Source organism: Haloarcula sp. CBA1129 (genome assembly GCF_008729015.1).
In the GTDB taxonomy this organism is placed as follows: Archaea; Halobacteriota; Halobacteria; order Halobacteriales; family Haloarculaceae; genus Haloarcula.
This window is the reverse complement of record NZ_RKSM01000001.1, coordinates 2,799,739-2,825,529: the sequence shown is the minus strand read 5'-3', so window position 1 is coordinate 2,825,529 and position 25,791 is coordinate 2,799,739. Positions and strand designations below refer to the sequence as shown.

Here is a 25,791-nt window from a genome sequence, read left to right as displayed (position 1 = left end):
TTCGAGTGACTTATACCGGTTGCGTGGTAACATCAGTGGGAATGAGCAATCCGGAACTGGATGTCGTTGAGTTTCTGCTGACGGCCACTATCTACAGCGAGCGGCGGGACCTTGAGCCGGACGACCTGCCAGCCTCGTACCGATCCGTCTTCTGGAGCGACGGCGAGATTGAACGGCCCCTATCGGTCACTAACACAACCGCGAGCGAGGCCACTGGTGTCGAGCGGCCTTGGGCGGCCATCTCCGGCCTGATGTTCACCGACCGCGACGACTTCTCGGGAAGCATCTCTATGACAGACCGCGACCTCGCCGAGGAGTGGTTCCTCGAACGGGTCGACGCCGTGGCCCTCGAAGACAACCCGGTCCTGACGAAAGCCTTCGAGGAGCAGATCGAGGACGCTGATTACGAGCGCGCCCGCGAGCGGAACCGACCGTCCCGCGCCGACCGCGCGTTCATCGACGCCAAACTCGAAGAGGCGTTCGATACCGACGACGAGGACGACGAGGAGATGCTCGACCTCGTGGACGTGCGTGCCCCCGAAGAAGTAGAGATGACGATGGCAGACCTAGTGTTGACCACCGATCAGGAAGACGAGATTCAGAAAATCGTCAAGGCCATCGAGCACCGCGACTACCTCGCCCAGATCGGACTCCGAGAGATCGGGAAACTGCTGTTTGTCGGCCCGCCGGGGACCGGCAAGACCAGCGTCGCCCGTGCGCTCGCTCACGACCTCGACCTACCCTTTGTCGAAGTGAAGCTGTCGATGATTACCAGCCAGTATCTCGGCGAGACGGCCAAGAACGTCGAGAAGGTGTTCGAGGTCGCAAAGCGGCTCTCGCCGTGTATCCTCTTCATGGACGAGTTCGACTTCGTCGCCAAGACCCGCTCGTCCGACGAACACGCCGCCATCAAGCGCGCCGTCAACACCCTGCTCAAGAGCATCGACGAGATTTCGCTCATCCAAGACGAAGTGTTGCTCATCGGCGCGACGAACCACCCGGACCAGCTCGACGCCGCCGCTTGGCGGCGCTTCGACGAGATTGTCAACTTCCCCAAGCCCGACAGCGGGATGCGCGCGGATATCCTCCGTATCGTCACCCAGCAGATGGAGATCGACGACTTCGACCCGGAGACGCTGGCGGAGCTAACCGAGGGACTGACCGGCAGCGACCTCCGACTCGTGCTCCGTGAGGCCGTCCTCAACGCCCTGACCGAAGAGCGGACCACACTCACACAACAGGACCTCGAAGACGCCATCGTCGACTTCGAGGAGCGGGACAACCTCAAGAACATGGACATGATGGACGGCGACGCTGACGCCCTAGTCGCCGGCAGTGGTGGCTTCTCCGGCGACGGCGGTAGCGACCACGATCACGACCACTGAGCACCGCTTTCGGTCTTTGCACACAGTTCTGGCCGTCGTTACTAGCGATTTATTTATCAGCATCGGAACCATTTATGGTAGCTATGGCTGACGACGACGTGTTCACCGAGACAGACGACCCCGCCGAGGCGTGGGTCGACGTGCGCATGACTGACCCCGACGAAGGCGAGTGGGACGTAGACGTCGTGATCGCCGAGAAGCAGGTCGAATACGTTGACCTGCGTATCCGACCGGCTTTGCTCGAAGGCTTTCTCGACTGCCTGTTCGACGACCTCTCCGACGAGCGCGCACAGTCCCTGCTGGCGGCGACGATGGAGCGACAGGAAATCGACCCGGCGGATCTGGCTGATACCAAGTAACGAAAACGAGGGGCTTAGGCGGATTGGTCTCCGAAGGGACGGTAATGGATGTCACGCTGCTTGGAACCGGCGACACGACGGGAACGCCGACTGTCCAGTGCGACTGTGACACTTGTGAGCGGGCGCGTGACCCCGACGAGGCGCTCCGCGCTCGCGTTCGCGAACGCGGTATCGATCCCACAGGCGGCATCGAGCGGTCGCGCTTCTCCGTCGCCGTGGCGAACGACGAAACCGGCGAGTCACTGCTGATAGACCTGAGCCCGGACTTCCGGCACCAGTTTCTCCGCGAGTCGGTTTCGCTGCCGGACGCGGCTATCATTACGCACGTCCACTTCGACCATCTCGACGGACTCGGCAACGCGTACCGGTTGTTCGACGAATTACCGGTCCACGCTGCTGACGAGACGGACCCAGTCACGGGCGAGAGTGTCGCCGAGGGCGTCCGGAGCCGCTATGACTACCTCGATACGGTGTCGGTCCACGCACAGACCCCCTTCGAGCCGTTCACCGTCGCCGGCTTCGAGGTGACGCTCGTCCCGGTCACGCACCCGCCGCTTCTGTGTTACGGCCTGCGAATCGAGGAACCACAGACCGGCGCGGTGCTGTCGATCTCCGGTGACACCTGCTACGACGTGCCCGAGCGCTCGAAAGGCGTGCTGACCGGTGCCGACCTCGCACTCGTCGAGGGTATCGTCCATCCGGAGGCCTGCGAATACCACCCGAAAGGCGGCGCTCACCACGACGAAGACGGCGTTCCGCGGACCTTCGGTACGAAACACATGACCTTGGCCGGCGCACGGGACTTCGCCGCCGACATCGAGGCCGACGACTACCGCATCGTCCACACCGCCCATTACGTCCCCGCGGACAGGGCCTTCGCCGACGACATTGGACTCGACGGCGAGCGGTTCTCGCTCTGATGCTGCGTTCGGCTCCGTGAAACGGACCGTAGCTTATAGGCCATGGCGGATAATGCCGCTGTATGGACAGGCGCGGCATCGCGGAGGTCGGTGGGTTATCGCTGGCCGGTGGCGTCCTCGCAAGCGTCGCCCAGCGGGTCATCGTGGGCAGCATCGACTGGGTGCTTGTGGTAGGGCTGGTGGCCTGTGTCGGACTCGCAACCGCGGCGAACTATCGGGCCAGAACAAAACACGCGGCCACGGTCGCGGCCGAGGCCCCAGCGGTGACTGAAGACAACTATGAACAGCACGGCCGCCAGACAGCCGGAGATGGCGGCGTCCGGCCCGATGTTGCGTCTGCAGGCGACGATAGCGACCGATAGTGGACGGCCGCTCGCGGCTAGCCGAACCGATCTAGCCCCGACTGACGACGCTGGCGGCCGTCAGGGTCTGCCCGCCACGGCGTCCGCTCGGCCCGGAGCGAGTCGCCGTCGACGGCCGGTGGATCCGCCGCCTCGTATCCGTCACAGTCCGGGCCGCATTCGTCGCTCTCGCGGACGGCGCGATCCTTCCACCCACAGTACGGAACCCCATCGCTGTCGGGCGAACAGCGCTCACACGCCGGGTAGTCGAAACTCCGCCACCCCTTGCCGTACGCTCGCTCGGCCAGCTTCCGGCGCGCGCGGGCCTTCTCCGCAGCTGTGACTATCCGTACGTCGGTTCGGACCGGCTCTTCTTCCAGCAGTTCGACGCCGGTGTCGTCGGTCGGTAACGGCGTCGCCGCCCGGCGGACGTCTATCGTCCCGTTGTCGGGGTCGAACCGCCAGACCCCGACTTCTTCGGGAATCCGGTTGAGGTGAGCACCGGTGACGTAGGTAGCTGTCGCCAGCACGACGCGGTCAGCGAGCGCCAGCGACACGTCGGTCCGCAACTGAGACTGCAGGTCACCGGGGCGGCTCAGGTCCGGCTTGTTCTCGATGGCGACGATGCCGCCGAACCAGTCGGGGTACCGCGTCGTCTGGCGGACGTACGTCCGGCCGCCGCGGCGCTCGCGCTCGAAAAAGCCTCGCTCGACCGCCAGCTCGACGGCCTGCTCGGCGCGGTCTGGATGGCAATCGAAGGCGTCCTTCCAGTACCGCGCCCGACCCGGGCCGACGCCGCTTTCGATGGCCGCTGTCGGGAGCTGTTCGGGAGTGATGGCCGCCCGTTCGTCGAACTCCGGACCCGGCTCGACGACGACGGTGTCGAGGACGCGTCGGCCGTGGACGGCCCCGCCCAGCTGGCGGCTCACCATTTGGCCCTCGCGTTCGAGGTGGGCACACAGCGCCAGTTCGAAGTCGAACTCCCGCACGACCGGAGACAGGGCCGGGACGGGCAAAAGCCTCGCGTCCGGTTACCGCGTGGCGACAAAGAGACAGGTCAGCGCCGCCAGCGCGACGACCGGACTCAGTGAGAGTATCGCAAGGAAGTCGAGGTAGACCGTCAGCACTCCCAGAAGGGAACGAACGGTCAGCGGTGGATACGTCGGCCGGTACAGTTCGGGGTCGGCGTAGGGTGCAGGCTGGTACATTACAGCGAAACGATGGTCCCGAAACGCGATAAGTATAATCTGAATGATATTTCTGTAGGACCCTGTGCCGGGGACCTTCCTGAAGACGATTTCAGTCAGTGCGAAAACAACTCCCGGGACAGGACGGCGTCAAAATCGGCGGGCTGGCTCAGTGTCTACAGGCCTCTCGCTCGAACTCGACGGGCTGGAGGTCACCGTCCAGATAGGCGGTCAGTTCCGCCTCGGCCATCGGAATCCGGACCGCGAGTCGCCACGGGTCAGTGTCTTCGATGGTGGTGTACTGGTCGTCGACACACCAAGGAAGCGTCCAGTAGGGGCGACTCGACAGGTCGACACCGTGGTCGTCGTAGAACGCCGCGACACGGGAGTTATCCAGTAGCGTCAGCCCGACGGGCGAACAGAGTTCGTGGCGACAGCGTTCACAGACGAATTCGGCGCGGACCGACACGTCGAGACAGCAGTCGCCATCACGAGATATCTCTGTCCCCATCCGGCCGGCGCAGTCGGGGCAGACGCCGTCGGCGGCCAGACAGTGGAGGTGTCGCACCCGCTCGGCGAAGGCCGTCGCGACTTCCGTCGGCGTCCGGTCGACCAGACCGCCCGGTGGGAACGGGTACTCACCGTGGGCCTTCCCGCAGTCCTCGCAGTCGATGGCGAACTGCTCGTCGGCGTACTCGGCTAGCAGGCCGCCGCCACACCGTGTACAGGCCCCGGTCACGGGGAACGGGTCGATATCGGGCGTCCGTGTGAACGTCCCTGCCCGCACTGCGCGGATGACCTGCGCGCCAGCGTGCTGGAGGTCGTATCCGTCCGAACTCTGGCTGACGAACTGGTCGGTGAGTTCCTGCAGGTGATAGTTGAACTGCCCGCTGTCAGCCAGCTCCACGGCGTCGAACAGTTCCGAGAAGCGAACCGGCCGGTCATCTGTGCGCCACAGCGCCTCGAGGATGTTCAGGCGCGTCTCGCTCGCAATGACCGAGAACGCCGTCGCCGGGTCGATGCCGGCATCAGTTTCGGGGGACTCATCGACTCGCATCGTACGCAACCGTCTCCCCGCGTAACCAAAAGCGTTCACAGAAATACAGTTACGTAACACTTCTGAGAGGAGCGGGCTGTCGCTCGCGCTCGGCGACAGGGGTCGCGTCGCTATACTACGGGCGATACCGAGCAATACGGTGGCGGTGCCGCCGTTAGCAGGGACCAGATCGGCGATTGAACCGGAGGCGGCGGGGCGCAAACAGTAGGTTTATCAGTTGCACGCGGCGAAACTCCACCAAGATTACTCTCGAAATGACATCGAACAAACAACCGGAGGTGAACATCGGACTCGTCGGGCACGTCGACCACGGAAAGACGACGCTCGTACAGGCGCTGTCCGGCGAATGGACCGACCAGCACTCCGAGGAGATGAAACGCGGTATCTCTATCCGACTCGGCTACGCCGACGCGACCTTCCGTCGCTGCCCGGAGGCCGAGGAGCCGGAGGCCTTTACCGTCGACGAGCACTGCGACGACCACGACGTCGACACCGACCACCTCCGGACGGTGTCGTTCGTGGACGCGCCCGGCCACGAGACGCTCATGGCGACGATGCTGTCCGGTGCAGCCATCATGGACGGGGCCGTTCTCGTCATCTCGGCGACCGAGCCCGTCCCACAGGCCCAGACCGAAGAGCACCTGAGCGCGCTCGACATCATCGGCATCGACAACATCGTCATCGCTCAGAACAAGGTCGACCTCGTCGACGAAGAGCGGGCGATACAGAACTACGAACAGATTCAGGAGTTCGTCGAGGGCACCGTCGCTGAAGGCGCACCGATTGTCCCCATCAGCGCGGGTCAAGAGGCCAACATCGACCTGCTTATCGAGGCTGTCCAGTCCGAGATTCCGACGCCGGACCGGGACCCAGAGGAGGACGCCCGTATGATGGTCGCGCGTTCCTTCGACATCAACCGTCCCGGCACGACTTGGGACGACCTGATGGGCGGCGTGCTCGGCGGGTCGCTCGTGGGCGGGCAACTGGAAGTCGACGACGAGATCGAACTCCGTCCCGGCCGCGAGGTCGAAGAAGGCGGCCAGACGGAGTGGCAGCCCGTGACGACGACGGTCCGTTCGCTCCAGTCCGGCGGCGACTTCGTGGACACGGTCACGCCGGGCGGTCTGCTCGGCGTCGGGACCGGTCTCGACCCCGCAATTACGAAAGGTGACGCGCTCGCCGGTCAGGTCGCCGGCCCGCCCGGCAGCCTCCCGCCGGTCCACGAGACGTTCACGATGGACGTGGACCTGCTGGAACGCATCGTCGGCGACGACGGCGGCGAGGTCGAGGAGATCTCGACCGGCGAACCGCTCATGCTGACTATCGGCACCGCGACCACGGTCGGCTCGGTCACGAGCGCGCGCGACGACGAATGTGAAGTCGCGCTCAAACGCCCGGTCTGTGCGGCCTCGGGCTCGAAGATCGCCATCAACCGCCGTGTCGGCGCTCGGTGGCGGCTCATCGGCGTCGGCACGCTGCGGTGATGATAGTGCTTGACACGAACGCACTGATGATGCCGGTCGAATGCAACGTGCGACTGTTCGAGGAACTCGACAGGGTTCTCCCGGACGCGACGGACTACGTCGCGCCCGCCGCCGTCCGCGACGAACTGGCGAAACTGGCCGACGGGGCCGGTGCGGAAGCGACCGCCGCCTCGGTCGGGCAGGACCTGCTCGACCGCTGTACGGTCCGGGAGACAACGGCGGATTATGCGGACGACGCCGTCCTCGAACTGGCACAGACGGACGATGCGACACACGCGGTCACGAACGACAACCCCCTCAAACGACGCCTGCTGGACGCGGGCGTTCCAGTAATTAGTTTAAGGGGCCGGAACAAACTGGGTATCACTCAACCATAACACATGTATAAACGGGTACGCCTACGCGATACGGTCGAAGTCCCGCCACGCTTTCTGGCGGAGGTCAGTCCGGGGCTGGTCAAACGGCTCCTGCAAGAGAAGCTCGAAGGACGAATGGACGAGGACGTCGGCAGCGTCGTCTCCGTCATCGAGGTCCACGACATCGGCACGGGAGCCGTGCTGCCGAACAAGCCCGGTGTCTACTACGAGGCCGAGTTCGACGCCCTCACGTTCGACCCACAGATGCAGGAAGTGGTCGACGGCGAGGTTGTCGAGGTCGTCAACTTCGGGGCCTTCATCGGCATCGGGCCGGTCGACGGGCTACTCCACGTCTCCCAGATTTCCGACGAGTATCTGGCTTACGACGAGGAGAACCAACAGCTCGCCTCCCGCGAGTCCAACCGGACGCTCACTGTCGGTGACGCCGTCCGGGCCCGCATCGTCACCAAGAGCATCGACGAGCGCAATCCCCGCGACTCCAAAATCGGCCTGACGGCGAAACAGGTCGGGCTGGGCAAGCACGGCTGGCTTCAGGAGGAGCGCGAGCGCCGTGAAGGCACGGCGGAAGCCGGTGATAGCTGATGGCGGACCGACTCGTCTGTCGTGACTGTCACCGCGTCCAGAGCGCGGAGATCGAAAGCCAGTGTGAGGCCTGTGGTGGCACCGCACTGACCGAGGACTGGGCCGGCTACGTCGTCATCGCGCATCCGGAACGTTCCGACATCGCCGAGGAGATGGAAGTGACCGAGCCGGGACAGTACGCGCTGAAAGTCCGCTAACGTGTCCGACGTCGTTCTCGAACTCCCGAGTGACCTTCGGCACGAACTGAAAGAGCCACTCGGCCGGATCTACACTGACACAGCGGCGCTGCTCGCTGACGCAGGCGACCCGATTATCGCCGTCGGCGACATGGTCACGTACCATCTCATCGAGGCCGGGCGGATACCCGACCTCGCGCTGGTCGATGAACGAACCAAACGCTCGGCCGTCGACGCGGACGTGTCAGCGGCTATCGGTGGCTTCGACCGGACGCGGGCGGTGGAGAACCCGGCCGCGACACTCACCGCGGAACTGCTTGCTGCACTCAGAGACGGTCTCGACAGCGACGAGACGACCTTGTTGGATGTTGACGGCGAGGAGGATCTGGCCACGCTCCCGGCAGTGCTCGCCGCACCTGCCGGTGCCAGCGTCGTGTACGGCCAGCCCGACGAGGGGATGGTACTGGCCGACTGCGACGAGACAGCCCGGGACCGAGTCCGGTCGCTGCTGGAGCGGATGGACGGTGATGCCGAGCGAGCGATTGCGCTCGTGTCGGCTTAGTCGGAAAAACGCGACAGGCGCTTACTCCGGTCGCGGCACGCTGAGGTTCTGCATCGCTGTCTCACAGCGGTCACAGGATACTGTCGAGCGCTCGCTACAGAGGCGCTTCCCACAGTCCGGGCATTCGAACAGTTGTTCGTCGTCATCGCATGGGGCTGGGTCTGACCACGTTGGCATACTTGGTACTAATTAGCACTTGTCATGGCATAAACCTTGCTCATACCGGAATAAATCACAACGACTGTCCAGAGAAGCTGGACGTATGTTCACTCAAGGACGTGGATGTGCCTGACAAGCGAGCGATGGACGCGACGCCGGAAGTAGTCGGTGACGGTCCAGCCTGCATCGGTCCCTGCCTCGCGCCAGTCGCGGTCGGCGACCAGCACGCACCGCCCTGCGACACGGTTGGCTTCGCTGAGCGCGCCGGACACGAGTGGGGCCAGTTCGCCCTCGATACGCGACTGACGGCCGTAGGGGGCATCGAAGACGACGGCATCGACGGCACTGTCAACCATCGGGAGGGCGGATGCATCGGACCGGAATACCTCCCACTCGCCCGGCTTGGGATAGGCATCTCTGTCGGGGTGGCCGTCCCCGCCGAGCGCGTACGTGAGGTTCTCGCGCGTCCCCGAGACCATCTTTTCCTGTGCGTCGCCGCCGACCACGTCGGCCCCGACCAGTCCGGCTTCCAGCAGGAGGCCGCCGGTGCCACACATCGGGTCCAGTATCGTGGTTTCCGGACCGGCCCCGGCGATGTTGACCAGCGCTCGGGCTTCGAGTGGATCCATGCTGCCGGGCTGGAAGAACGGACGGTCTGTCGGCTGTCGCCCGCCGAAGTCCCGCACGCTCTCGGTGGCGAGCCAGCCCAGCGCACAGCAGGCCTCGCCGGACCCGCCCTCCTCGTCGCCGTCGGGGTCCGAGAGATAGGCATAGAGGACGTGGTCGGGGTCGTCGAGGTCGACGGCGAAGCCGCGGTCGGTGAGCACGCCGCCCAGCGTCCGCTCGGCCTGTTGGGTGTCGATGCCGGTGCTCGCTCGCACGTCGACCGCACGCACGGCGACGCTCCCCTCGCGGTCGATGGTCGCGGCCGACAGCAACGCGGCGGCGCTCTCGATGTCGGGGTCGGTGGTCCCGACTAGCTCACAGGCCCGATGGGTGAACGCGAGGTGGCGAACGCGGTTGCTGATGCCCCGTGCTGTCGCCAGTCCGGGGGCGAGCACGCCGACGGCGTTCGCGGCGCTTGCGGCTTCCCGCCGCGCGAACGCGTCGTCTTGCCCGCCGAGTTCGAGGACGTACACGCCCGAGCGGTGTGGGCGAGCGGCTATGAGCGTGCCGGTCGCGGCCGGGAACAAAACGCACAAGCGAACGGCCACCGAACCGCAGGTATGCTCCAGTCCGGGTTCTCCAGCCTGACCGGTGGCGGTATCCTCGCCGTCCTCGTGACTGTCCTCGTCACTTGGCTCTTCTACGCCGTCACGCTTCACTTGGCCGCGACGTTTTTCATCGGCGACGTGCCGAGCCAGCTCGCCGCGAAAGCGGCTCTCGCGCCGGCAGTCGTCTCCTTGGTCCTCCAGCGCTGGGGAGTCGAGTCCGGCATTGTCTCGGCGGATCTCGGCGTTGCGGTTGTCCTGTTTCTCACTCTCGTCGCCGACGGTATCGCCATTAGCGTCTCCTACCGACTATCGACCCGCTCGACGGCCCCGCTCGTCGCGTTACACTTGGCGTTTGCGGCGGTACTCGGGTTCGCGCTGAACAACATCTTCAGGTTCTTCTGAGTGCAGAGAGCGCGCGAGAAGACGGATGGTAAAAAGGACTACTCGACCAGCCGCTCGATCTCCGTCACGAGAATATCGCTCGCACCGACATCCTTGAGCGAGCTGATGGTCTCGAAGACGGCCCGCTCCTCGACGACGGCGTGGACCGCGAGCTGGTCTGAGCCAGCGATGTCCATCACGGTGGGGCCGCCCATGCCCGGAAGCACGTCCTTCACGTCGTCGAGGGCGCTCTCGGGTGCGTTCATCATCAGATAGCGCTTGTCTTCGGCGGCGAGGACGGAGCCCAGCGCGGTGTCGACCTGCTGGACCTTCTCGTCGTCGGCAGTGTCTTCGCGAGCGAACAGGCGGACTGAGCTTTCGAGCACCTCGTCGACGACGGCCAGCCGGTTCATCCGGAGCGTGGTCCCGGTCGAGGTGATGTCGACGATGCCGTCGGCGATGTCGACGTGGGGGGTCAGTTCCGTCGCGCCGGACACCTCGGTCACGTCGACGGCAACGTCGACCCGGTCGAAGTACCGGCGGGTGATTGTGGGGAACTCCGTGGCGATGCGGCCGCCCTCGAAGTCGTAGACGGTCTCGATGTCGCTGTCCTCCGGCGCGGCGAGGACGAGGCGACAGCGACCGAAATCGAGGTCGCGGAGTTCGACGAGGTCGTCGGTATCGGACTCCCGGACCTGATCGAGGCCGGTGATGCCCACGTCGGCAGCGCCGTCTGCGACGTACTCGGGGATGTCGGCGGCGCGGGCGTACAGGACGGTCACGTCCGGGTCGACGGTATCAGCGTGCAGTTGGCGGTCGGCCCCATCGACTAGGTGGAGGCCGGCCCGTTCGAGCAGTTCCTCGCTTGGTTCGTGCAGGCGGCCCTTGTTGGGGACGGCAATTCGCATACGCGTACTGGCAGGCCGCGGGGCAACTGTCTTTCCCCTCACTGCTCGGGGTCTGTAGGCGAGACCGTCACAGGCGGTCCCGGCGTGGGAGGACAACGAAGGTACCCGCAGCCAGAAGTGTCAGGCCAGCGAGACCGTAGAACGCGACTGCAAACAGGTTCTGGTCGGCGAGCAGGCCGACAGCGGTCGAGCCCAGCGAACTGATCCCGAAGAAGCCGGTCCGGAGCAGTCCCCAGCCGGTTCCTTCGGCGGTGTCAGGCAGTGTATCGACGATGTAGGCGTTGGCCAGTGGGCCGACACTCATTCGAACCCCGATAACACCGGAGACGATGGCCAGCGGCACTACGCCGCGGACAGACGGAATGAGTGCGAGTGGCACGGTACTGACGAGCGCGACAGCGGTCAGGACGCTGGGCGTTCCGTACCGGTCGGCGAGCCGGCCGGTGACTGTCTGTGAGAGCGCACCACCGACGAACAGCACCGAGAGGAGCGCCCCGGCGGTCCCCTGCGAGAGGTCCCGAACCGTGACCAGATACGTGGTGAGAAATGCTGTCACGGCTTGGAAGGCAAACAGCATCAGTGTCTTGCCCGAGACCGACAGCACGAGCCGGCGGTTGCGAAAGCCGGCGAGCACTGTTTGGAGGTCTCGTCGGAGGCTCCGCTCGGACCCGACGGCCGGGCGGTCCGAGACTGAGAGCCAGAGCGCGCCGGCGACAAGCATGAACAGCGGCGCTGCGCTGGCAAGCGCCAGCCGCCAGCCGTAGCGGGTCGTGACGAACGCGGCGACGGCAGGGAGTGCAGCCGCTCCGAGGGAGCCGGCAGCCATCACGACACCGAAGGCAGTCCCCTCGCGGGCGTCGAACGTTCGCGAGAGGGCGGTCCCACGGGTCGGGCCGTACAGGCCGGTCCCGAACCCGAACGCGCCCGTTGCGATGAGGAACAGCGAAAACACTGGCGCGAAAAAATAGCCCAGCAGCCCGACGCCAGACAGCAACGCCGCGGCAACCAACAGCGTCCGTTCTCCGACCCGGTCAATCAGGATTCCGGCCGGAAACTGCACCGCTGCGTACGTGAGCCAGAGCACCGTGACCGCCAGCCCTGCCTGTGCGTTCGAGATGACGAACTCCTCCCGTATCGTCGGCAACACCGCAGGCACGACAAACCGCATCCCGAGGACGAGGAACCAGCCGGCAGCGACGGCAAGCAGCATTCGGGCTGGGCTTCCGTGCCGCATCGCGCTGACCCGTTGTCGGAGTTGCTCTACCGCCGCCATTCTCTTGCCCTCTCGAACGCGCCGGAGGGGAAAGACCCCTACGGAACAGGCACCGCCTCGGCGGTCAGCCCGCTCTACCTGTGCGAATATGTGGCAACACGCCACACGGCGGCGCTGTGGACCCGTCGAACTAAGGCCCGCGGTTGCGAAGCCACCGCCATGAGCGAACTTCTCGTCACCGGCGGGCAGGTCCTCCGTCCGGACCTGACCGTCGAGCGTGCGGACGTACTGGTTTCACAGGACAGCGGCGACATCGTGGCGGTCGACGAACCGCGTGCACTGGACGGTGACGACGAACTCGACGCCAGCGACGGTCTGGTCATTCCCGGGCTGGTCAACGCCCACACACACGTCGCGATGACGCTGTTGCGGGGCCTCGCTGACGACAAACCCCTCGATGCGTGGCTACAGGAGGACATCTGGCCCGTCGAGGCGGAACTGACCGCTGCGGACATCCGCGCCGGGGCAGAACTCGGGTTGGTCGAGATGATTCGGTCGGGGACGACGGCGCTGTCGGATATGTACTTCGAGGTCGAGGAGATCGCGGACGCAGTCGATCAGGCCGGGATGCGGGCAGTTTTGGGCTTTACTGCAGTCACCGTCGGCAAGGACGACGCGGCCGCGCGGTCTGACCTGCAGGAGAGTCTCGACGTGGCCCGTGAACTCGATGGCGCGGCCGACGGCCGGATTCGGACGACGTTCCAACCGCACTCGCTGACGACTGTCGAGGAAAAATACCTGCGTGAGTACGTCCCACAGGCCCTCGACGATGACCTCTCGATCCACCTGCACGCCAACGAGACGCGCGACGAGGTGACGCCAATCGTCGACGAGCACGGACAGCGGCCGCTCGCCTACGCTGACGACATCGGCCTGCTGGACGGTGATACCTACGTGGCCCACGGCGTCCACGTCGACGACAGCGAAATCGATCTGCTGGCCGAGACCGACACCGGCGTCGCCCACTGCCCCGCCTCGAACATGAAACTCGCCAGCGGGATGGCTCCCGTTCAAGACCTGCTGGATGCCGGCGTCACCGTCGGTATCGGGACCGACGGCGCGGCGTCGAACAACGACCTCGATATGTTCGACGAGATGCGCGACGCGGCGATGATCGGCAAACTCGCGGCCGACGACGCCAGCGCGGTCGACGCCGGGACAGTCGTGGAGATGGCGACTGCAAACGGCGCGGACCTGCTCGGCTTCGACAGCGGCCGCATCGAAGCCGGCGCGAACGCAGATCTAGCCGTCATCGACCTCGACGCGCCGCACCTGACGCCGGCCCACGACCCCGTCTCGCATCTGGCCTACGCCGTCCACGGGAGCGACGTGTGCCACACAGTCTGTGACGGCGAGGTGCTCATGCGGGACCGGACGGTCGAGGTGTTTGACGAGCAGGCCGTCCGCGAGCGAGCGAACGAGCACGCGGCCGCGCTGGTCGAACGAGCCGGTGACTGAGTGAGCGGAATAAACGCTGAGAGGGTGTCTTGAACGGTATAACTATTTTTCAGGCGGTGTTGTCGATGCCGCAAACGGCCTGAACGAGTTGAACGGGAGGGGGTGTTTATCGCCCTCTCGGCGAACGTATCGGGTACGATGCGCACCAAACTCTTCGCACTGTACGCCGCTGTCGGACTGGCCCTGCTGGCCGTCGGTCCGGGTCTGGCGGCTGCTGCGGACTCGGCCGGCACCACTAGCGCGGGGAATACTCTCGTCGTCGGTGTCTCGCAGGCTGCCGACGGCAGCGCGACGGTATCGGTTACACAGAACGAGACGGGCGTCGAGAACGCTTCTGTCGCCGTGGCGACGGCTGACAACGCTTCCTATGCTGGGACCGGCAACTACACGACCGACAGCGACGGAACGGTCGGACTGCCAGCACCCGAGCAGAACGTCACGGTCAACGTGACGGCGACGGCCGATAATCACACCGCGACGACCGCAACGGACCTGACTGCCGCGCCGGCGAACGCCACCAACGTGACCGAGTTCGACACCTTCGGACTCGAAGTGTCGGCCTACGTCAGCGACCTGCTGGGCGACGAGAACCGGACCGGCGGCATCGGCCCGGCCGTCGCCAGCTTCGTGACGGCGAACAACCCCGGCAACGCGCCGGATCACGCCGGCCCGCCCGCACACGTCACCGGTGAGAACGAGAGCGAGAACGAAACCCAGCCCAGCGAGCGCCGGGGTCCGCCGGCCGACATCTTCGGTGACGATGCGAACGAGACCGAGGACGACCGCCGCGGCCCGCCGGAGAATGCTGGGCCGCCTGAGAACGCTGGACCGCCCGAGGACCGCGGTGACGACGAGGCCGAGAACGAAACCGAAGACGACGATGCGACCGAGGACGACGAGAACGAAACTGAGAACGACCGCCGCGGTCCCCCGGAAGACGCTGGACCGCCCGAGGACCGCGGTGACGACGAGGCCGAGAACGAAACCGAAGACGACGATGCGACCGAGGACGACGAGGATGACGGTCAAGAGGAGGAAAACGAGACCGAAGACAACGAGACTGAAGACGACGAGAGCGAGTCCGAGGAGAACGAAGACGACGACAGTGACGAGGACGACGATAGCGACGATGACGACGATGACGACGACGGCAACCGCGGCCCACCGGACGACGCCGGCCCGCCGAACGACCGCGGTAACTGAACCGCTTCGGTAGCGTTTTAGGCGTTCTCTTCCTCTATCGCGACATGACGACGCCTATCTCTGAGCGACTTGACGACCTCGACGAGGCTCGCGATTCCGGCCGCCGAAAGATGGACTGGGCCATCCAGCACATGCCCATCTGCGGCGCGCTCCGCGAGCAGTTCGAGGCCGACCAGCCCTTTGCCGGCGAACGGATCGGCATGGCGATGCACGTCGAAGCCAAGACCGCCGTCCTCACGGAAATCCTCGCGGTCGGCGGCGCGGAAGTCGCCATCACCGGCTGTAATCCGCTCTCGACACATGACGACGTGAGCGCCGCTCTCGACGCCGTCGACGGTGTCACCTCATACGCCGAGCGCGGCGTCGACGACGAGGAGTACTACGAGGCCATCGAGGCTGTCATCGGCCACAAGCCGACGATCACCGTCGACGACGGGATGGACCTCGTCGCGGCCATCCACGAGGACTACCCGGAACTCATCGACACCATCATCGGTGGGGCAGAGGAGACGACGACCGGCGTCCACCGCCTACGCGCCATGGACGAGGACGGCGAACTCGACTACCCCGTGTTCGCGGTCAATGACACGCCGATGAAGCGCCTGTTCGACAATGTCCACGGCACCGGCGAGTCCTCACTGGCCTCCATTGCGATGACGACGAACCTCTCGTGGGCCGGTAAGACCGTCGTTGTCTCCGGCTACGGTGACTGCGGCAAAGGTGTCGCGAAGAAAGCTAGCGGCCAGAACGCAGACGTGATCGTCACCGAAGTCGAACCCCGCCGCGCGCTCGAAGCGCACATGGAAGGCTACGAGGTCAAACCGATGGCCGAAGCTGCCGCCGAGGGCGACGTGTTCATCACGACCACCGGCAACCGTGATGTCATCGTCGAGGAGCACTTCGAGGCCATGCAGGACGGCGTCTTGCTCGCCAACGCCGGCCACTTCGACGTAGAGGTCGACCTCGACGCGTTGTCGGACCTCGCTGTCGACACCTACGAGGCCCGTGACGGCGTCCAGACCTACGAGATGGCCGACGGCCGCCGCCTGAACGTGCTGGCCGAGGGCCGTCTGGTCAATCTCGCGACGCCCATCGCACTGGGTCACCCCGTCGAGGTGATGGACCAGAGCTTCGGCGTGCAGGCCGTCTGTGTCCGCGAACTGGTCGAGAACGGCGACGACTACGAGGCCGGCGTCCACGCTGTTCCGGACCGACTCGACAAGGAAGTCGCGGAAATCAAACTCGACGCGGAGGGTGTCGACTTCGATTCGCTGACTGACGTGCAGGCCGAGTATATGGATTCTTGGCAGCACGGGACGTAGGGCGATTTGAGGGAGCTTCGCGACCGAAAATCGCCAGGTAGCGAGCGGGGAGGAACGACCCGCGAGCAGAGGCGAGATTCTGAGCGGAGCGAAGACCGCCTTTCAGTCGAGCGGCAAAGCCGCGGTAGGGCGGGGCGCGATCGCAGGGAGCGGCCCGTCAGACGCGCAGCGGTGACCGAAGGGAACCGCGAGCAGTAGCGAGGTTCTGAGCCCAGCGAAGAACCTCGTACCGGAACGGGGAGCGAAGCGACCCGTGGTGGATATAGAGTCAGCCCCGAACTAGGGCACCCACAGACCGCTGATTGCTGGTGACTTTTTTGAGCCGCGCTACGGCGACTCTATCCCGCTCCAAGACCGACCGCCACCACGATGATTACCGTCGGCGCTGATGTCTGCATATGGCTGTCCACGAGACCGCCCAAGTCGAGAACGCGACGCTGGGAACCGTCGAGATTCGCGAATACGTGACTATCCACGACGCCGATATAGACGACGGCGTGCAGATTTACGAGGGGGCCTCGATCAAAAAGGCGACCATCCACGGACCGACCGATATCAACGCAAACGCCTACGTCGAGAACGCGACGCTTGGCGAGTCCGTCCAGATCGGGCCCAACGCCTCCATCGTCGGTGTAACCCACGACCTCACCGATACGGGCATGGAGTTCCAGAACGACACGTTCGACGAGATAGTCATCGAAAACGGGGCTTTCGTCGGTGCTGGCGCGGTGGTTCTCCCGGGCGTCACGGTCGGTGAAAACGCCGTGATCGGGGCCGGAACCACTGTAACCGACGACGTCCCCGACGAAACTGTGGTCCGGAGCGCCACGGAAACGGTACAGCGCTCCCTCTGACCGTCGGCAAAAACACTAATACCTCCCGAGAGACGGACAACAAACCCACGCTGAGGCAGGATCATAACCGGAAGCGTATTTCCACAGCATGTCGACCACATCGGGGCTGCGTTCCGGCGCGGGACACAGGGTACGATACGCAGACGATTTTCGCTGGCGGACGGGTCGGCCACCGAAACCGGTTGAACGAGCGGACGTTACACCGCCGCCCCGTCGTTTTCAGCCGGTGACTCGGCGTCCGTTGCTGCGTCGGCTTCGGCTGTGGTGGCCGTCTCCTTGGCAGTGGTCGCCAGTGAGTCGCCCAGCCAGCCGCCGTGCAGGAAGCAGACGGTCACAGCCGGCGTCGAGACGGCGTTAGAGGCGGCGATGTAGTGCCATGTGCCGACCGCACCGAGCCTGACGACGGTGATGCCGACGCCCGCCAGCGCGGCGCGGAAGCCCCACAGCGTTGCCAGCCCCAGAACTATTGGGGGCCGGGTCGCGCCAGCGCGCTCTCGGTGGGACGTTCGGACTGGGCGGCGGCGTCACTCATCGTGCAAGCACCTCCACATGGGACCATACCGACGCGGTCGCTCCCCGTGGCATACCTATCGTATTCTGATTGACAAAAGTCGCATGCCCGTAGCGGGCAGGGAACTCACTTCACACAGATACAAACCTGACTGCTTCGTTGGTGCCGCCGGTGACCGTTGCGTAATCTTACTCGGTTACGTCGACGAAGAGCGTCGACTGAATCCACGCCGACGGGTTTTCTGGGTCGCCGATGTGGGCGACCGTATCCACGCCGACGTCGTACTCTTCGAATGTCGCTCTGATGCCCTCTTGTGAATCGGTGTCGTGCTCGTGCGTCATCGGTGTGCTCTGTGTCCCGTCTGGCAGTTACCTCGTCGGGTGACTGCACTGGTCCAGTTCCCCGACCGAACCGAGTACAGTCGCCGACCCGCGTCCGTACCACATCTCATCAGTAGGGGCTGGCGGGTATCCGCTTGTCTACTAGCTGTATTCATCCGCCACCGGCCGGGATCTATATGTATAGCCCTCCACTCTGGTTGGACTGAGTCTCGGACTGGCTGTCGGGAATCCGACACCGGTCGTCCCGGTGACGGCAATTTTATTCGCTCCCATCCGAAAGGTGGTGGCAATGGAACCGCTCCACGCACGCTACCCCTTTCTAGCGCGGTCGCGGGAGGCCGTCGAAGCCGCGGCGGTAGATCTGGGCGAAATCGTCGCCACGGACGAGACGGTCACAGCGCGCGCGCTGGAGCGGGTCGAATCGGCAATCACGGACGGAACTGTCGGGGAGCCACATCGGCGGACCCGCGTCGAACTGCTGTCGTACCCGGTCGCCCGCGTGCTGGTGTCGCTCGTCGACGTGCACATCTGCACCCGGAAGTACGCGCAGGCGGAGGCCGAGGCGGCCTACGACCGGTTCACCGAGGAGTTCGCGACGACGACGGAGCTGAAATCGACCCAGCGCGAGACGCTCGACCGCGCGGAACTGCTCGCGGAGTTCGACCTCGCGAGCGCCGTCAGAGACACTGGCGACGGCTACCGCATCGAGGTCGGTGCGTATCTCGATCTGGCGGCCGACCAGCGGGGCGATTCTTGGCGGCTGGTCAATCGGCCGCTGGCAGACGGCGAAGTCAGGGTCACCGCCGAGGAACTGCACGTCCTGTTGAAACAGGCGATTCGCCATCGGGTCACCGACGGGCTGCCGTTCAATGTCCCCGACGCTATCGCAGACGAACTGACCGAGGAGGTCGACCGCTTAGAGGAAGTCCTCTCGGAGCTGGAACTCACCCGCGAGATCGACACCGTCGTCCCGGAGCTGTTCCCGCCCTGCATGAAGTCTCTCCTCGACCAAGTGCAGAAGGGTGAGCATCTCGAACACCACTCTCGGTTTGCAATCGCGACCTTCCTCATCGGAATCGGGATGACGACGGACGAAATCGTCGACCTGTTTCAGGTCAATCCGGGTTTCGGTGAGGAAGCAACCCGGTATCAGGTCGACCACATCCGCGGGGAGACCAGTCCGACGGAGTACTCGACGCCGGCGTGTTCGACCATGCAGTCCTACGGCGACTGTGTCAACATGGACGACCTCTGTGAGACGATTGCCCACCCGATGGGCTACTACGAGCAGAAGTTAGACGACACCGACGAGGAGGAACTGGTCGATTGGCGCGAGGATGAGGCCGACGAAGAGGCCGACGCCTAGAACTGCTGGCGTTCCAGCCAGAGGCCGGCAGCGGTCATAAACACGACGAACAGCCCGATTGCGCCGATGAGAGCGTAGCCGCCCGTTGCCTCTACGGTTGACCCATTAAGATACATCTGTGAGGCGGTAACAGTTGCGCCGACGAACAGCACGACGGCGACCGCCGAGATGACGATTTGCAGGAGCGTCTCCCGCTCGATATCCATGCTCTGCGATTTCACAGGGCCGGCAAAAAGGGTATCGAAGCGCTGGAGTCCGCTGGCCGAGTCATTTAGGACCGTGTAGCACCTACGTTTCGACTGGACGCATTGGAAAATACAGCCGCGTCCGCACCTATGACGCTTATCGAGCCATCAGCTGACCGGCAGCATACCGCACTTGCACCGGACCTCCGTTCTCTCCCGGACCGGGCTGCCCGTGCCTGGACCGAGCGTATGGCCGTGCGCCCGCGAGCGGGCAGCACGTACGCCGTGACGACGGAGAGTGACAGTACGTACCTCGTCGACATTGCACAGCACGCCTGTTCCTGTCCCGACAACCGCATCCGCGGCGAGCACTGCAAACACCTCCGGCGTGTCGCACTCGAAATCACTGCCAAGCGGATCGCGCCGCCCGACAAGGAACGGGCGACCTGTGACGCCTGTGGCACCGTTACCTTCGTCACCACGGACGCACAGACGCCACATCTCTGTGGCAACTGCCGACTGGAAACCGGCGACATCGTGCGGGACCACGAGACGGACGACAGACTCGTCGTTACGGCTGTCACCGACACACCGGCCGACGGCTGGACTATCGAGGCGACGGATGAGACAGTCGCCGACTACGACACCAACGACGGCTACCCGCCCGACGATCTCGTGGTGCTTGCGACGTATCTCTCCGAGGCCGTCAACGCGACTGAACCGCGAGAATACGCCTTTCCCCTGTCGCGACTCGGCCGCATCGAGGACGCCGAACTCGTCACGTCGTAGCGTCTCCCGCTCCGCCGCGAACCCCTACTCCAGCATCGCCGCGGCTTCTTCCTTATCGAGGTCGCCGCGCTCGAAGGCCGACAGCACGTCTAGCACGCTCTGGTCGGGGCCGTCGTCGCCCACCTCGTCCAGCGTGACCTTTTCGGAGTTACCCACGAACTCATCGAAGTCAGTCCCGTCAGAGAGGGCTGTCTCCTTCTTGACGCGGTAGTTGCCGCCGTCGGTCGTGTGGAGGTCGGCCGGGTGGAAGAAGTACCAGTCCTCGCGGTCGAACCGGACACCGATACGCGGCTTCGCGCCGAAGTTCCGGGCGAAGAAGAGTAGCGCCTCAACCTCTTCGCCGGTGAGATAGATGGGGTCGCCGGCGCTGGATTTCGCCTCGATAGCGTAAAACGTCTCGCCGTCGCCAGAGAGCACGTCCGGCAGTTCCCGCTCAGTCGCGCTGCCACTCGCCGGTGCGCGCATCACCGCAAAGCCCGCCTCGTCGAGTGCGTTGACCAGCTCGCGCTCGCGGCGGTCGCCCTTCGCGTTCGAGTTTGCCATTAGCAGGACGTGGAGCGACGGGGGTAAAACCGTTCAGATACGACCAGACCGTTCATTTCGTTCAAACGAGCGCACATCGTTTGATCTATCGCGGGGGATATACGTCCCAACTCCATCCCACGTCATGGAATGATTTCGTCCGCAACAGCAGAGACAGTATCGACGGCGACACACGATGCGGGGCAACGCCAATGAGGCGGCGACGGTTCATCGCGACGGGCGCTGGCATCGGCGTCGGCCTCCTCGCCGGCTGTTCCGGATCGAGCGATTCCGGCGGGTCCGACGGGACCAGCGGTGACGGAACCAGTGACGGCGACTCGACTGACGGGGACACGACGACAGACGGTAGCGGCGCTGTCGGGGGATTCCGTCTCCTCATCAGCGACCAGCCTGCTGCCATCGGCGACTTTGATTCGCTCGACGTATCGTTCTCGCGAGCCCGTATCTTCCACGCGGGAGACGGCGAGGAAACGGCTGACAACGGAGACGTGACCGAGACCGAAGCAACGGAAACGAACACGACCGACGCAACCGAAACGGAGACAGTCGAACCGACCGGGACGGCGGACGACGAAGACGACGAAAGTGAGACTGAAGACGACGAAGGCGGCTTCGTCGTCCGCGACCTCGACGGCGCGACTGTCGACCTCACCGAGGTTGTCGGGGACAAGGCCATCGGCGTCCTCGACGGCGAACTCGAAACCGGCCGCTACAGCAAAATCGAACTGTACGCTGACTCCATCGACGGAGTCGTCGACGGTGAGTCTGCCGACGTGAAGATCCCGAGCGGGAAGCTCCAGATAACTAAGCCGTTCGAGGTTGTCGCCGGCGAATCGGTCGAGTTCGTCTTCGATATCAACGTCGTCAAGAAGGGCAACGGCGGCTACAACCTCCTGCCGGTCATCTCGGAAAGCGGTGTCGCCGGTACGGATGTCGACGTGGCGGAGGTCGGCGACGATGCGGAAGACGGAACTGACGATGCGGAGGCGGACAGCGACGGGACCGCCGATGACGACGAAACCGAAGTCGAGACGACGGAGATCGAGGAAACCGACCGCGACTCGATGACGGAGTCGGATCGGCGCGGCAACGAAACGACGGCTGCCGAGTAGCGCCCAGTTACCCTTCGTCTTCGAGTCGGGACTCCAGCTCTTGAATGACCTCGTCGGTCGTGCCGCCGTCGCCGCGAACCGCCTGCGTGTAACGCCTGTACTCTTTGGGGGACACTTGGACAGTTTTGGTTTCGCCTTTGTGCGAAATCTCAAGCTTCACAGTACCGTGTGGGTTGTTCCGTCGTCGGAAGCTCGCCATCGCCGTGAACACGAACCAGAACGCCACGCACGTCCCGATGAAATACGCCATCGTCGTTTCGAATGCTAGCGTCTGCTCACCGACCGTCCAGTTGTAGGGATACGCTACCTGAAACAGTCCGATTCCGACCAGACAGAGGACCGCACCGACGGTGACGCCGGTCTGCTCGCGGCGGCTCGACGGGAGCACGGCGACGACGCTCAGGAACATCGCGGGGATACCCAGACCACCCAGCGTCCCGCCGAGCTTCTCGGCGGCGTGGGGTGCTGTCGCGCCGACGACCGCCGACAGCGGGGTCGTCACCAGAAGGATCGCCACGACGACCGCCAGCGCGCCGACGAACCCGAGGGTCGCACCGGCAACGACGCGGCGGGGATCGCGTCCCTTCCAGCGCCAGTTGTTGTACGCGTCCCCGAGGTTCTCCATACCGGCCCGTTGGCACCCGACCCACAAAACGGTACGTCAGACGCGCGTGCGACGCTGTACGGCGGCCAGCGCGTCCTCGCCAGCCGCTGTCAACGTACCGAGATGGTCGCTGTCGACGCGTTCGAGCGAGGCGTCCGGAAGCCGCTGAGCGAGGCCTTCGCCCGTCGACGGCGCGACGTTAGCATCGTTTTGTCCCTGAAACACCGTCACTGGAACGGACACGTCTTCGAGGGCAACGGGCCACGGCTGCGAGAGGAGGCGCTGCTCGCGGCTGATTCCGCTCGGCCCGCGTGCCATCGACGTGAGCATATCGGCCCGGACGATCCGGGCCACTTCGTCGGCCGCCAAGGCGTCCGTCTCCGGTGTTTCCTCGGCAACGAACCCGACGGCGTAGGACGGGTCTTGGCGGAGGGCGAACCACCGCTGCAGGCGAAACAGACGGTTAAGCGCCCACGGGGCGTGTCGGGACAGTGCACCCACGAACCGCTGGACGCGCCCCGTCGCGCCGATTGACGGCGGGCCGCTGCTGCCTATGAGTGCAACTCGCTCTATCTCGGACAATCGGTGACAGGCCAGCGCGAACGCGCCGCCGCCGGAGAAGCCGACGGTACCAGCCGCGTCGACGTCGAGATGCGACAGGAGGTGCCCGGCATCGTCCGGCCAGTCGTCGAGCGTGACAGAAGCGTCTTCCGAGTTTCCGATTCCCGGACGGTCCGGGGCGATGAGACGGACGCCACGCTCGCGGGCCGGTGTGGCAAGCAGTCGAGCGATGACGTGTGATCCCGGGGTGCCGTGACAGAAGAGGACCGGGTAGCCGTCGGCGTCACCGTAGGTGGCGTACGCCAGCCGCCGACCGTCTGGGAGCGAGAACGAGTCGGTCTCGGAGTCGTCCGGCAGCCAGTCAGCAGCCGGAATCGGCGGGGCGGACGGCATCCGACGCTACTCGCTCTGGATGCGCGGCGCGAGCATGTACGTGACCCGACCCTGCCCTTCAGCGAAGCTGAAGTGCATCTTGACAGGGAACTCCTCACCGAGTTCCATCTCGACCTCGGCGTCTTTCGGGATGGCTTTGTTCATGTTCTTCAGGTAATCCAGCGAGAACAGCGAGTGGGCGTCGCCGGGCGTGAGGTCGATGAGGTCGTCGCGGGTGAGTTCGAGGTGGACGTCGTCCGTGTCGCCCTCGGCGTCGACGTAGAACAGTTCCTCGGTCGCGTCGACGCCCAGCGCGATGTGGTCGCTGACCATGTCCGCGGCGGTGACCGACCGGTCGATGTCCTTCCCCTCGATGACGATATTCGCCGAGAGGTCTAGGTCCGGGAGGTCGGGCTCCTGACGGATGGAGTCGGGGTCGATCAGCGCGAGCGTGTATTCGAGACCGTCGATAGAGATGTGGAGTTTCCGTGTCTCCTCGTCCAGATCGAGGTGGACGAGCTGGCCGGCATCGGCCATGCCGGCGATGTCTTCGAGGCGGGAGAGATTGACGCCGATGAGTCCACCGTCAGTCTCGTAGGACTCGAACGCCGCCGCGTCGAGCCGTAGGTCGACCATTCCAACGTTTGCCGGGTCGACTGCCCGGATTTCCAGCCCGTCTTCTTCGAGGTGGATCTTGCACTCGTCCACCAGCACGCTCACAGAGTCGAGAGTCGCCTGGAGCGTATCTGCGCTCACGATGGCGTTGAACATCTTGAACCGAAGTATGCCCCCATCCATTAAAAAGTCCCTCATTGAAACCGCGTGCGCGCGAGCGACCGCGGGTGGCGTCGGTGAGTACGAGTCGTACCGTCTACCGAGTAATCGGGTCCGAGCGGGCGGCGCTCGGCCACTCCGGCGGCGCGGTCAGGCCTCCGGTTCGAACACCTCGGGGTTTGCCGCCCCTTCGCGGTTGATGATGGCCATCATTCCTTTGCGGGCGACCCGGGAGAGCGCGTGGTCGACCAGTTTGATCGGACCGGGAACCTCGGCGTGAAGCGTCGCAATAGCACAGGACTCCGGCTTGACCGGCGTGGTCTGGACGTACTTGTTCGGCGGCCCGGCGATGGAGCCCTGCTGCCAGACCTCGTCCCAGACGGACCCAATCGGGTGGAAACTGGAGTCGAGGTTCGGGCCGCCGGCCACGAAGTAGACGCGGGCGGTGTCGCCGACCGACATACTCGGCGAGCCATGGACGTCCGGCGTGATGGCGTACTTCTCCCCGTTCATCAGGACGTACGTGGGGTCCTCGGCTGCCATCGCCTCCATGTCGAAGTCGTGGTGCCCCTTCTCGCCGGCGTCGCCGGTGGTGTACAGCTCGTGCTGGCCGAAGTAGAACTCGTGGTCTACTTCGGGGAGCCCGTCTTTCGGCTCGACGAGTATCATCCCGAACATCCCCGAGGAGATGTGCATATCGAGGTTCGGGACGGCGCAGTGGTAGATGAACGCGCCGGGGTAGGTAGCCTTGAAGCGGAACGTCTTGGTCTGGCCCGGCGTGACCATCGACGCCTCAGCACCGCCTCCGGGGCCGCGGACGGCGTGGAGGTCGATGTTGTGGGGCATCGAGTTTCCTTCCTCGTTCGTGATTGTGAGTTCGACGGTGTCGCCCCGGCGGACCCGGATCATCGGGCCGGGAATCTGGTCGCCGAACGTCATGTACGTGTAGGTGACGCCCGGCTCGACCTCTGCGACCTGCTCTTTGGTGGTCATCTCCACCGACACGGTCTTTGGCTCCGACCGGTCGATGGGGTCCGGGATAGCGGTCGGGTCTGCGGCAATACGGTCGACGTCGGTCTGTTGTGCGGCGTTCATGGCTGGCTCCTGTGGGGTCGTCTCCGCTTCGGTCGATTGCCTGTTTGCACCCGGTGCGCTGGCACAGCCCGCAAGCGCGGCCGTGCCGACGCCCAAGGCTTCTAACACCCGCCTCCGCGTCGCCGTTGGAATGGTTGACATCGGAAGGTCACGTCCTACAGATAGGACTCTGTGCGTAAGCGGTATATACTGAGATGCGCAATCTCAGCCGCTGAGACCCGTTCTTGCGAGGTAAGAACGACAGTGAACGTGTTCGGGTCCGGGGTAATATGGGGCTTCCAAACCTACGCCAAGGTCCCCTGTGGCACAACCGACGGCGGCAGGCGTGTAGTGGCT

The 25,791-nt window shown here is 64.7% G+C and carries 32 protein-coding genes; 17 read left to right on the top strand and 15 right to left on the bottom strand.

Features of this window, described 5'->3' with window-relative positions; all coding sequences use genetic code 11:
* The first annotated feature begins 41 nt into the window (after window positions 1-41).
* The 4 genes from Har1129_RS14280 (at window position 42) to Har1129_RS14265 (ending at window position 3,026) form a co-directional block, all read left to right on the top strand.
* Window positions 42-1,385, top strand: coding sequence for an ATP-binding protein (locus Har1129_RS14280; protein WP_151101261.1), 1,344 nt, complete (start codon window positions 42-44; stop codon window positions 1,383-1,385).
* An 83-nt stretch (window positions 1,386-1,468) separates the two neighbouring features.
* Complete coding sequence (locus Har1129_RS14275; protein ID WP_151101260.1) at window positions 1,469-1,744, top strand: hypothetical protein; 276 nt, start codon at window positions 1,469-1,471, stop codon at window positions 1,742-1,744.
* A gap of 44 nt (window positions 1,745-1,788) precedes the next feature.
* Window positions 1,789-2,664 (top strand): MBL fold metallo-hydrolase, encoded by an 876-nt coding sequence (locus Har1129_RS14270; protein ID WP_151101259.1) that lies wholly within the window; start codon window positions 1,789-1,791, stop codon window positions 2,662-2,664.
* Window positions 2,665-2,726: 62 nt separating this feature from the next.
* A complete protein-coding gene (locus Har1129_RS14265) occupies window positions 2,727-3,026 on the top strand; it encodes a hypothetical protein (protein WP_151101258.1) in 300 nt (99 codons plus the stop codon).
* A gap of 17 nt (window positions 3,027-3,043) precedes the next feature.
* On the opposite strand, the gene Har1129_RS14260 is transcribed toward Har1129_RS14265, so the two are convergent.
* The 3 genes from Har1129_RS14260 to Har1129_RS14250 form a co-directional block, all read right to left on the bottom strand.
* Window positions 3,044-3,994, bottom strand: coding sequence for a DUF5787 family protein (locus Har1129_RS14260; protein ID WP_151101257.1), 951 nt, complete (start codon window positions 3,992-3,994; stop codon window positions 3,044-3,046).
* A gap of 42 nt (window positions 3,995-4,036) precedes the next feature.
* A complete protein-coding gene (locus tag Har1129_RS20670) occupies window positions 4,037-4,213 on the bottom strand; it encodes a hypothetical protein (RefSeq protein WP_191906173.1) in 177 nt (58 codons plus the stop codon).
* Window positions 4,214-4,361: 148 nt separating this feature from the next.
* Window positions 4,362-5,249 (bottom strand): helix-turn-helix transcriptional regulator, encoded by an 888-nt coding sequence (locus Har1129_RS14250; protein WP_151101255.1) that lies wholly within the window; start codon window positions 5,247-5,249, stop codon window positions 4,362-4,364.
* A gap of 254 nt (window positions 5,250-5,503) precedes the next feature.
* Here Har1129_RS14250 and Har1129_RS14245 point away from each other — a divergent pair, with 254 nt between their 5' ends.
* The 5 genes from Har1129_RS14245 to Har1129_RS14225 are packed head-to-tail and all read left to right on the top strand — an operon-like array spanning window position 5,504 to window position 8,430.
* Window positions 5,504-6,733, top strand: a complete 1,230-nt coding sequence (locus tag Har1129_RS14245) for a translation initiation factor IF-2 subunit gamma (protein WP_151101254.1) — start codon at window positions 5,504-5,506, stop codon at window positions 6,731-6,733.
* Window positions 6,733-7,110 (top strand): twitching motility protein PilT, encoded by a 378-nt coding sequence (locus Har1129_RS14240; protein ID WP_151101253.1) that lies wholly within the window; start codon window positions 6,733-6,735, stop codon window positions 7,108-7,110. Before Har1129_RS14245 ends, Har1129_RS14240 begins: the two co-directional genes overlap by 1 nt.
* A 3-nt stretch (window positions 7,111-7,113) precedes the next feature.
* Window positions 7,114-7,692, top strand: a complete 579-nt coding sequence (locus Har1129_RS14235) for a DNA-directed RNA polymerase (protein WP_004516007.1) — start codon at window positions 7,114-7,116, stop codon at window positions 7,690-7,692.
* Window positions 7,692-7,889, top strand: coding sequence for a transcription elongation factor subunit Spt4 (gene spt4 / locus Har1129_RS14230; protein ID WP_151101252.1), 198 nt, complete (start codon window positions 7,692-7,694; stop codon window positions 7,887-7,889). Before Har1129_RS14235 ends, spt4 begins: the two co-directional genes overlap by 1 nt.
* Before the next feature lies 1 nt (window position 7,890).
* Window positions 7,891-8,430 (top strand): GTP-dependent dephospho-CoA kinase family protein, encoded by a 540-nt coding sequence (locus Har1129_RS14225; RefSeq protein ID WP_151101251.1) that lies wholly within the window; start codon window positions 7,891-7,893, stop codon window positions 8,428-8,430.
* 21 nt (window positions 8,431-8,451) lie between these two features.
* Here the strand turns inward: Har1129_RS14225 and Har1129_RS14220 are convergent, their stop codons facing one another.
* Window positions 8,452-8,607 (bottom strand): rubrerythrin-like domain-containing protein, encoded by a 156-nt coding sequence (locus tag Har1129_RS14220; RefSeq protein WP_151101250.1) that lies wholly within the window; start codon window positions 8,605-8,607, stop codon window positions 8,452-8,454.
* A gap of 89 nt (window positions 8,608-8,696) precedes the next feature.
* Window positions 8,697-9,728, bottom strand: coding sequence for a TIGR01177 family methyltransferase (locus tag Har1129_RS14215; protein WP_151101249.1), 1,032 nt, complete (start codon window positions 9,726-9,728; stop codon window positions 8,697-8,699).
* Window positions 9,729-9,815: 87 nt separating this feature from the next.
* Between Har1129_RS14215 and Har1129_RS14210 the strand changes: the two genes are divergently transcribed.
* Complete coding sequence (locus Har1129_RS14210; protein WP_151101248.1) at window positions 9,816-10,205, top strand: hypothetical protein; 390 nt, start codon at window positions 9,816-9,818, stop codon at window positions 10,203-10,205.
* A gap of 38 nt (window positions 10,206-10,243) precedes the next feature.
* Here the strand turns inward: Har1129_RS14210 and hisG are convergent, their stop codons facing one another.
* Both hisG and Har1129_RS14200 read right to left on the bottom strand, forming a co-directional pair.
* The gene (gene hisG / locus Har1129_RS14205; RefSeq protein ID WP_151101247.1) at window positions 10,244-11,092 is read right to left on the bottom strand and encodes an ATP phosphoribosyltransferase; all 849 of its coding nucleotides are present in this window, start codon (window positions 11,090-11,092) and stop codon (window positions 10,244-10,246) included.
* A gap of 67 nt (window positions 11,093-11,159) precedes the next feature.
* Entirely contained in the window at window positions 11,160-12,302 is a 1,143-nt protein-coding gene (locus Har1129_RS14200) for an MFS transporter (RefSeq protein ID WP_151102159.1), read from the bottom strand.
* Between the two features lie 222 nt (window positions 12,303-12,524).
* On the opposite strand from Har1129_RS14200, the gene Har1129_RS14195 reads away from it, so the two are divergent.
* The 4 genes from Har1129_RS14195 to Har1129_RS14180 all read left to right on the top strand — a co-directional run bounded on the left by Har1129_RS14195 (window position 12,525) and on the right by Har1129_RS14180 (window position 17,202).
* Window positions 12,525-13,823 carry an amidohydrolase gene (locus Har1129_RS14195; RefSeq protein WP_151101246.1) on the top strand — a complete coding sequence of 433 codons (1,299 nt, stop codon included), beginning with the start codon at window positions 12,525-12,527 and terminating at the stop codon, window positions 13,821-13,823.
* Window positions 13,824-13,961: 138 nt separating this feature from the next.
* A complete protein-coding gene (locus Har1129_RS14190; protein ID WP_151101245.1) occupies window positions 13,962-15,026 on the top strand; it encodes a hypothetical protein in 1,065 nt (354 codons plus the stop codon).
* Window positions 15,027-15,070: 44 nt separating this feature from the next.
* Complete coding sequence (locus tag Har1129_RS14185) at window positions 15,071-16,348, top strand: adenosylhomocysteinase (protein WP_151101244.1); 1,278 nt, start codon at window positions 15,071-15,073, stop codon at window positions 16,346-16,348.
* A gap of 398 nt (window positions 16,349-16,746) precedes the next feature.
* Window positions 16,747-17,202, top strand: coding sequence for a DapH/DapD/GlmU-related protein (locus Har1129_RS14180; protein WP_151101243.1), 456 nt, complete (start codon window positions 16,747-16,749; stop codon window positions 17,200-17,202).
* A 197-nt stretch (window positions 17,203-17,399) separates the two neighbouring features.
* On the opposite strand, the gene Har1129_RS20985 is transcribed toward Har1129_RS14180, so the two are convergent.
* Both Har1129_RS20985 and Har1129_RS20665 read right to left on the bottom strand, forming a co-directional pair.
* Window positions 17,400-17,537, bottom strand: a complete 138-nt coding sequence (locus Har1129_RS20985; protein ID WP_225307820.1) for a hypothetical protein — start codon at window positions 17,535-17,537, stop codon at window positions 17,400-17,402.
* Between the two features lie 364 nt (window positions 17,538-17,901).
* The gene (locus Har1129_RS20665) at window positions 17,902-18,054 is read right to left on the bottom strand and encodes a hypothetical protein (protein ID WP_004516020.1); all 153 of its coding nucleotides are present in this window, start codon (window positions 18,052-18,054) and stop codon (window positions 17,902-17,904) included.
* 289 nt (window positions 18,055-18,343) lie between these two features.
* On the opposite strand from Har1129_RS20665, the gene priL reads away from it, so the two are divergent.
* Window positions 18,344-19,420, top strand: a complete 1,077-nt coding sequence (gene priL, locus Har1129_RS14170; protein WP_151101242.1) for a DNA primase regulatory subunit PriL — start codon at window positions 18,344-18,346, stop codon at window positions 19,418-19,420.
* On the opposite strand, the gene Har1129_RS14165 is transcribed toward priL, so the two are convergent.
* Complete coding sequence (locus Har1129_RS14165; protein ID WP_151101241.1) at window positions 19,417-19,626, bottom strand: hypothetical protein; 210 nt, start codon at window positions 19,624-19,626, stop codon at window positions 19,417-19,419. The genes priL and Har1129_RS14165 overlap by 4 nt on opposite strands.
* Window positions 19,627-19,755: 129 nt before the next feature.
* Here Har1129_RS14165 and Har1129_RS14160 point away from each other — a divergent pair, with 129 nt between their 5' ends.
* Window positions 19,756-20,394 carry an SWIM zinc finger family protein gene (locus tag Har1129_RS14160; RefSeq protein ID WP_151101240.1) on the top strand — a complete coding sequence of 213 codons (639 nt, stop codon included), beginning with the start codon at window positions 19,756-19,758 and terminating at the stop codon, window positions 20,392-20,394.
* Between the two features lie 24 nt (window positions 20,395-20,418).
* Here Har1129_RS14160 and hjc read toward each other — a convergent pair whose 3' ends face one another.
* Window positions 20,419-20,937, bottom strand: a complete 519-nt coding sequence (gene hjc / locus Har1129_RS14155) for a Holliday junction resolvase Hjc (protein ID WP_151101239.1) — start codon at window positions 20,935-20,937, stop codon at window positions 20,419-20,421.
* 191 nt (window positions 20,938-21,128) lie between these two features.
* On the opposite strand from hjc, the gene Har1129_RS14150 reads away from it, so the two are divergent.
* Window positions 21,129-22,049, top strand: coding sequence for a DUF4382 domain-containing protein (locus Har1129_RS14150; protein ID WP_191906172.1), 921 nt, complete (start codon window positions 21,129-21,131; stop codon window positions 22,047-22,049).
* A 7-nt stretch (window positions 22,050-22,056) separates the two neighbouring features.
* Here the strand turns inward: Har1129_RS14150 and Har1129_RS14145 are convergent, their stop codons facing one another.
* From Har1129_RS14145 to nirK, 4 genes are all read right to left on the bottom strand, one after another.
* Complete coding sequence (locus tag Har1129_RS14145) at window positions 22,057-22,674, bottom strand: hypothetical protein (protein WP_151101238.1); 618 nt, start codon at window positions 22,672-22,674, stop codon at window positions 22,057-22,059.
* A 36-nt stretch (window positions 22,675-22,710) separates the two neighbouring features.
* Window positions 22,711-23,607 (bottom strand): alpha/beta fold hydrolase, encoded by an 897-nt coding sequence (locus Har1129_RS14140; protein ID WP_151101237.1) that lies wholly within the window; start codon window positions 23,605-23,607, stop codon window positions 22,711-22,713.
* Window positions 23,608-23,613: 6 nt separating this feature from the next.
* Window positions 23,614-24,357 carry a DNA polymerase sliding clamp gene (locus Har1129_RS14135; protein WP_004516027.1) on the bottom strand — a complete coding sequence of 248 codons (744 nt, stop codon included), beginning with the start codon at window positions 24,355-24,357 and terminating at the stop codon, window positions 23,614-23,616.
* Between the two features lie 153 nt (window positions 24,358-24,510).
* A complete protein-coding gene (gene nirK, locus Har1129_RS14130) occupies window positions 24,511-25,596 on the bottom strand; it encodes a copper-containing nitrite reductase (RefSeq protein WP_151101236.1) in 1,086 nt (361 codons plus the stop codon).
* Window positions 25,597-25,791 lie beyond the last annotated feature (195 nt).

Excerpts from the sequence above, each read along its gene's own strand:
- Har1129_RS14280 (WP_151101261.1), top strand. The coding sequence starts at position 42 with ATGAGCAATCCGGAACTGGATGTCGTTGAGTTTCTGCTGACGGCCACT.
- Har1129_RS14275 (WP_151101260.1), top strand. The coding sequence starts at position 1,469 with ATGGCTGACGACGACGTGTTCACCGAGACAGACGACCCCGCCGAGGCG.
- Har1129_RS14270 (WP_151101259.1), top strand. The coding sequence starts at position 1,789 with ATGGATGTCACGCTGCTTGGAACCGGCGACACGACGGGAACGCCGACT.
- Har1129_RS14265 (WP_151101258.1), top strand. The coding sequence starts at position 2,727 with ATGGACAGGCGCGGCATCGCGGAGGTCGGTGGGTTATCGCTGGCCGGT.
- Har1129_RS20670 (WP_191906173.1), bottom strand. The coding sequence starts at position 4,213 with ATGTACCAGCCTGCACCCTACGCCGACCCCGAACTGTACCGGCCGACG.
- Har1129_RS14250 (WP_151101255.1), bottom strand. The coding sequence starts at position 5,249 with ATGCGAGTCGATGAGTCCCCCGAAACTGATGCCGGCATCGACCCGGCG.
- Har1129_RS14245 (WP_151101254.1), top strand. The coding sequence starts at position 5,504 with ATGACATCGAACAAACAACCGGAGGTGAACATCGGACTCGTCGGGCAC.
- Har1129_RS14240 (WP_151101253.1), top strand. The coding sequence starts at position 6,733 with ATGATAGTGCTTGACACGAACGCACTGATGATGCCGGTCGAATGCAAC.
- Har1129_RS14235 (WP_004516007.1), top strand. The coding sequence starts at position 7,114 with ATGTATAAACGGGTACGCCTACGCGATACGGTCGAAGTCCCGCCACGC.
- spt4 (WP_151101252.1), top strand. The coding sequence starts at position 7,692 with ATGGCGGACCGACTCGTCTGTCGTGACTGTCACCGCGTCCAGAGCGCG.
- Har1129_RS14220 (WP_151101250.1), bottom strand. The coding sequence starts at position 8,607 with ATGCCAACGTGGTCAGACCCAGCCCCATGCGATGACGACGAACAACTG.
- Har1129_RS14210 (WP_151101248.1), top strand. The coding sequence starts at position 9,816 with ATGCTCCAGTCCGGGTTCTCCAGCCTGACCGGTGGCGGTATCCTCGCC.
- hisG (WP_151101247.1), bottom strand. The coding sequence starts at position 11,092 with ATGCGAATTGCCGTCCCCAACAAGGGCCGCCTGCACGAACCAAGCGAG.
- Har1129_RS14200 (WP_151102159.1), bottom strand. The coding sequence starts at position 12,302 with ATGCTGCTTGCCGTCGCTGCCGGCTGGTTCCTCGTCCTCGGGATGCGG.
- Har1129_RS14195 (WP_151101246.1), top strand. The coding sequence starts at position 12,525 with ATGAGCGAACTTCTCGTCACCGGCGGGCAGGTCCTCCGTCCGGACCTG.
- Har1129_RS14190 (WP_151101245.1), top strand. The coding sequence starts at position 13,962 with ATGCGCACCAAACTCTTCGCACTGTACGCCGCTGTCGGACTGGCCCTG.
- Har1129_RS14185 (WP_151101244.1), top strand. The coding sequence starts at position 15,071 with ATGACGACGCCTATCTCTGAGCGACTTGACGACCTCGACGAGGCTCGC.
- Har1129_RS14180 (WP_151101243.1), top strand. The coding sequence starts at position 16,747 with ATGGCTGTCCACGAGACCGCCCAAGTCGAGAACGCGACGCTGGGAACC.
- Har1129_RS20665 (WP_004516020.1), bottom strand. The coding sequence starts at position 18,054 with ATGACGCACGAGCACGACACCGATTCACAAGAGGGCATCAGAGCGACA.
- priL (WP_151101242.1), top strand. The coding sequence starts at position 18,344 with ATGGAACCGCTCCACGCACGCTACCCCTTTCTAGCGCGGTCGCGGGAG.
- Har1129_RS14165 (WP_151101241.1), bottom strand. The coding sequence starts at position 19,626 with ATGGATATCGAGCGGGAGACGCTCCTGCAAATCGTCATCTCGGCGGTC.
- Har1129_RS14160 (WP_151101240.1), top strand. The coding sequence starts at position 19,756 with ATGACGCTTATCGAGCCATCAGCTGACCGGCAGCATACCGCACTTGCA.
- hjc (WP_151101239.1), bottom strand. The coding sequence starts at position 20,937 with ATGGCAAACTCGAACGCGAAGGGCGACCGCCGCGAGCGCGAGCTGGTC.
- Har1129_RS14150 (WP_191906172.1), top strand. The coding sequence starts at position 21,129 with ATGAGGCGGCGACGGTTCATCGCGACGGGCGCTGGCATCGGCGTCGGC.
- Har1129_RS14145 (WP_151101238.1), bottom strand. The coding sequence starts at position 22,674 with ATGGAGAACCTCGGGGACGCGTACAACAACTGGCGCTGGAAGGGACGC.
- Har1129_RS14140 (WP_151101237.1), bottom strand. The coding sequence starts at position 23,607 with ATGCCGTCCGCCCCGCCGATTCCGGCTGCTGACTGGCTGCCGGACGAC.
- Har1129_RS14135 (WP_004516027.1), bottom strand. The coding sequence starts at position 24,357 with ATGTTCAACGCCATCGTGAGCGCAGATACGCTCCAGGCGACTCTCGAC.
- nirK (WP_151101236.1), bottom strand. The coding sequence starts at position 25,596 with ATGTCAACCATTCCAACGGCGACGCGGAGGCGGGTGTTAGAAGCCTTG.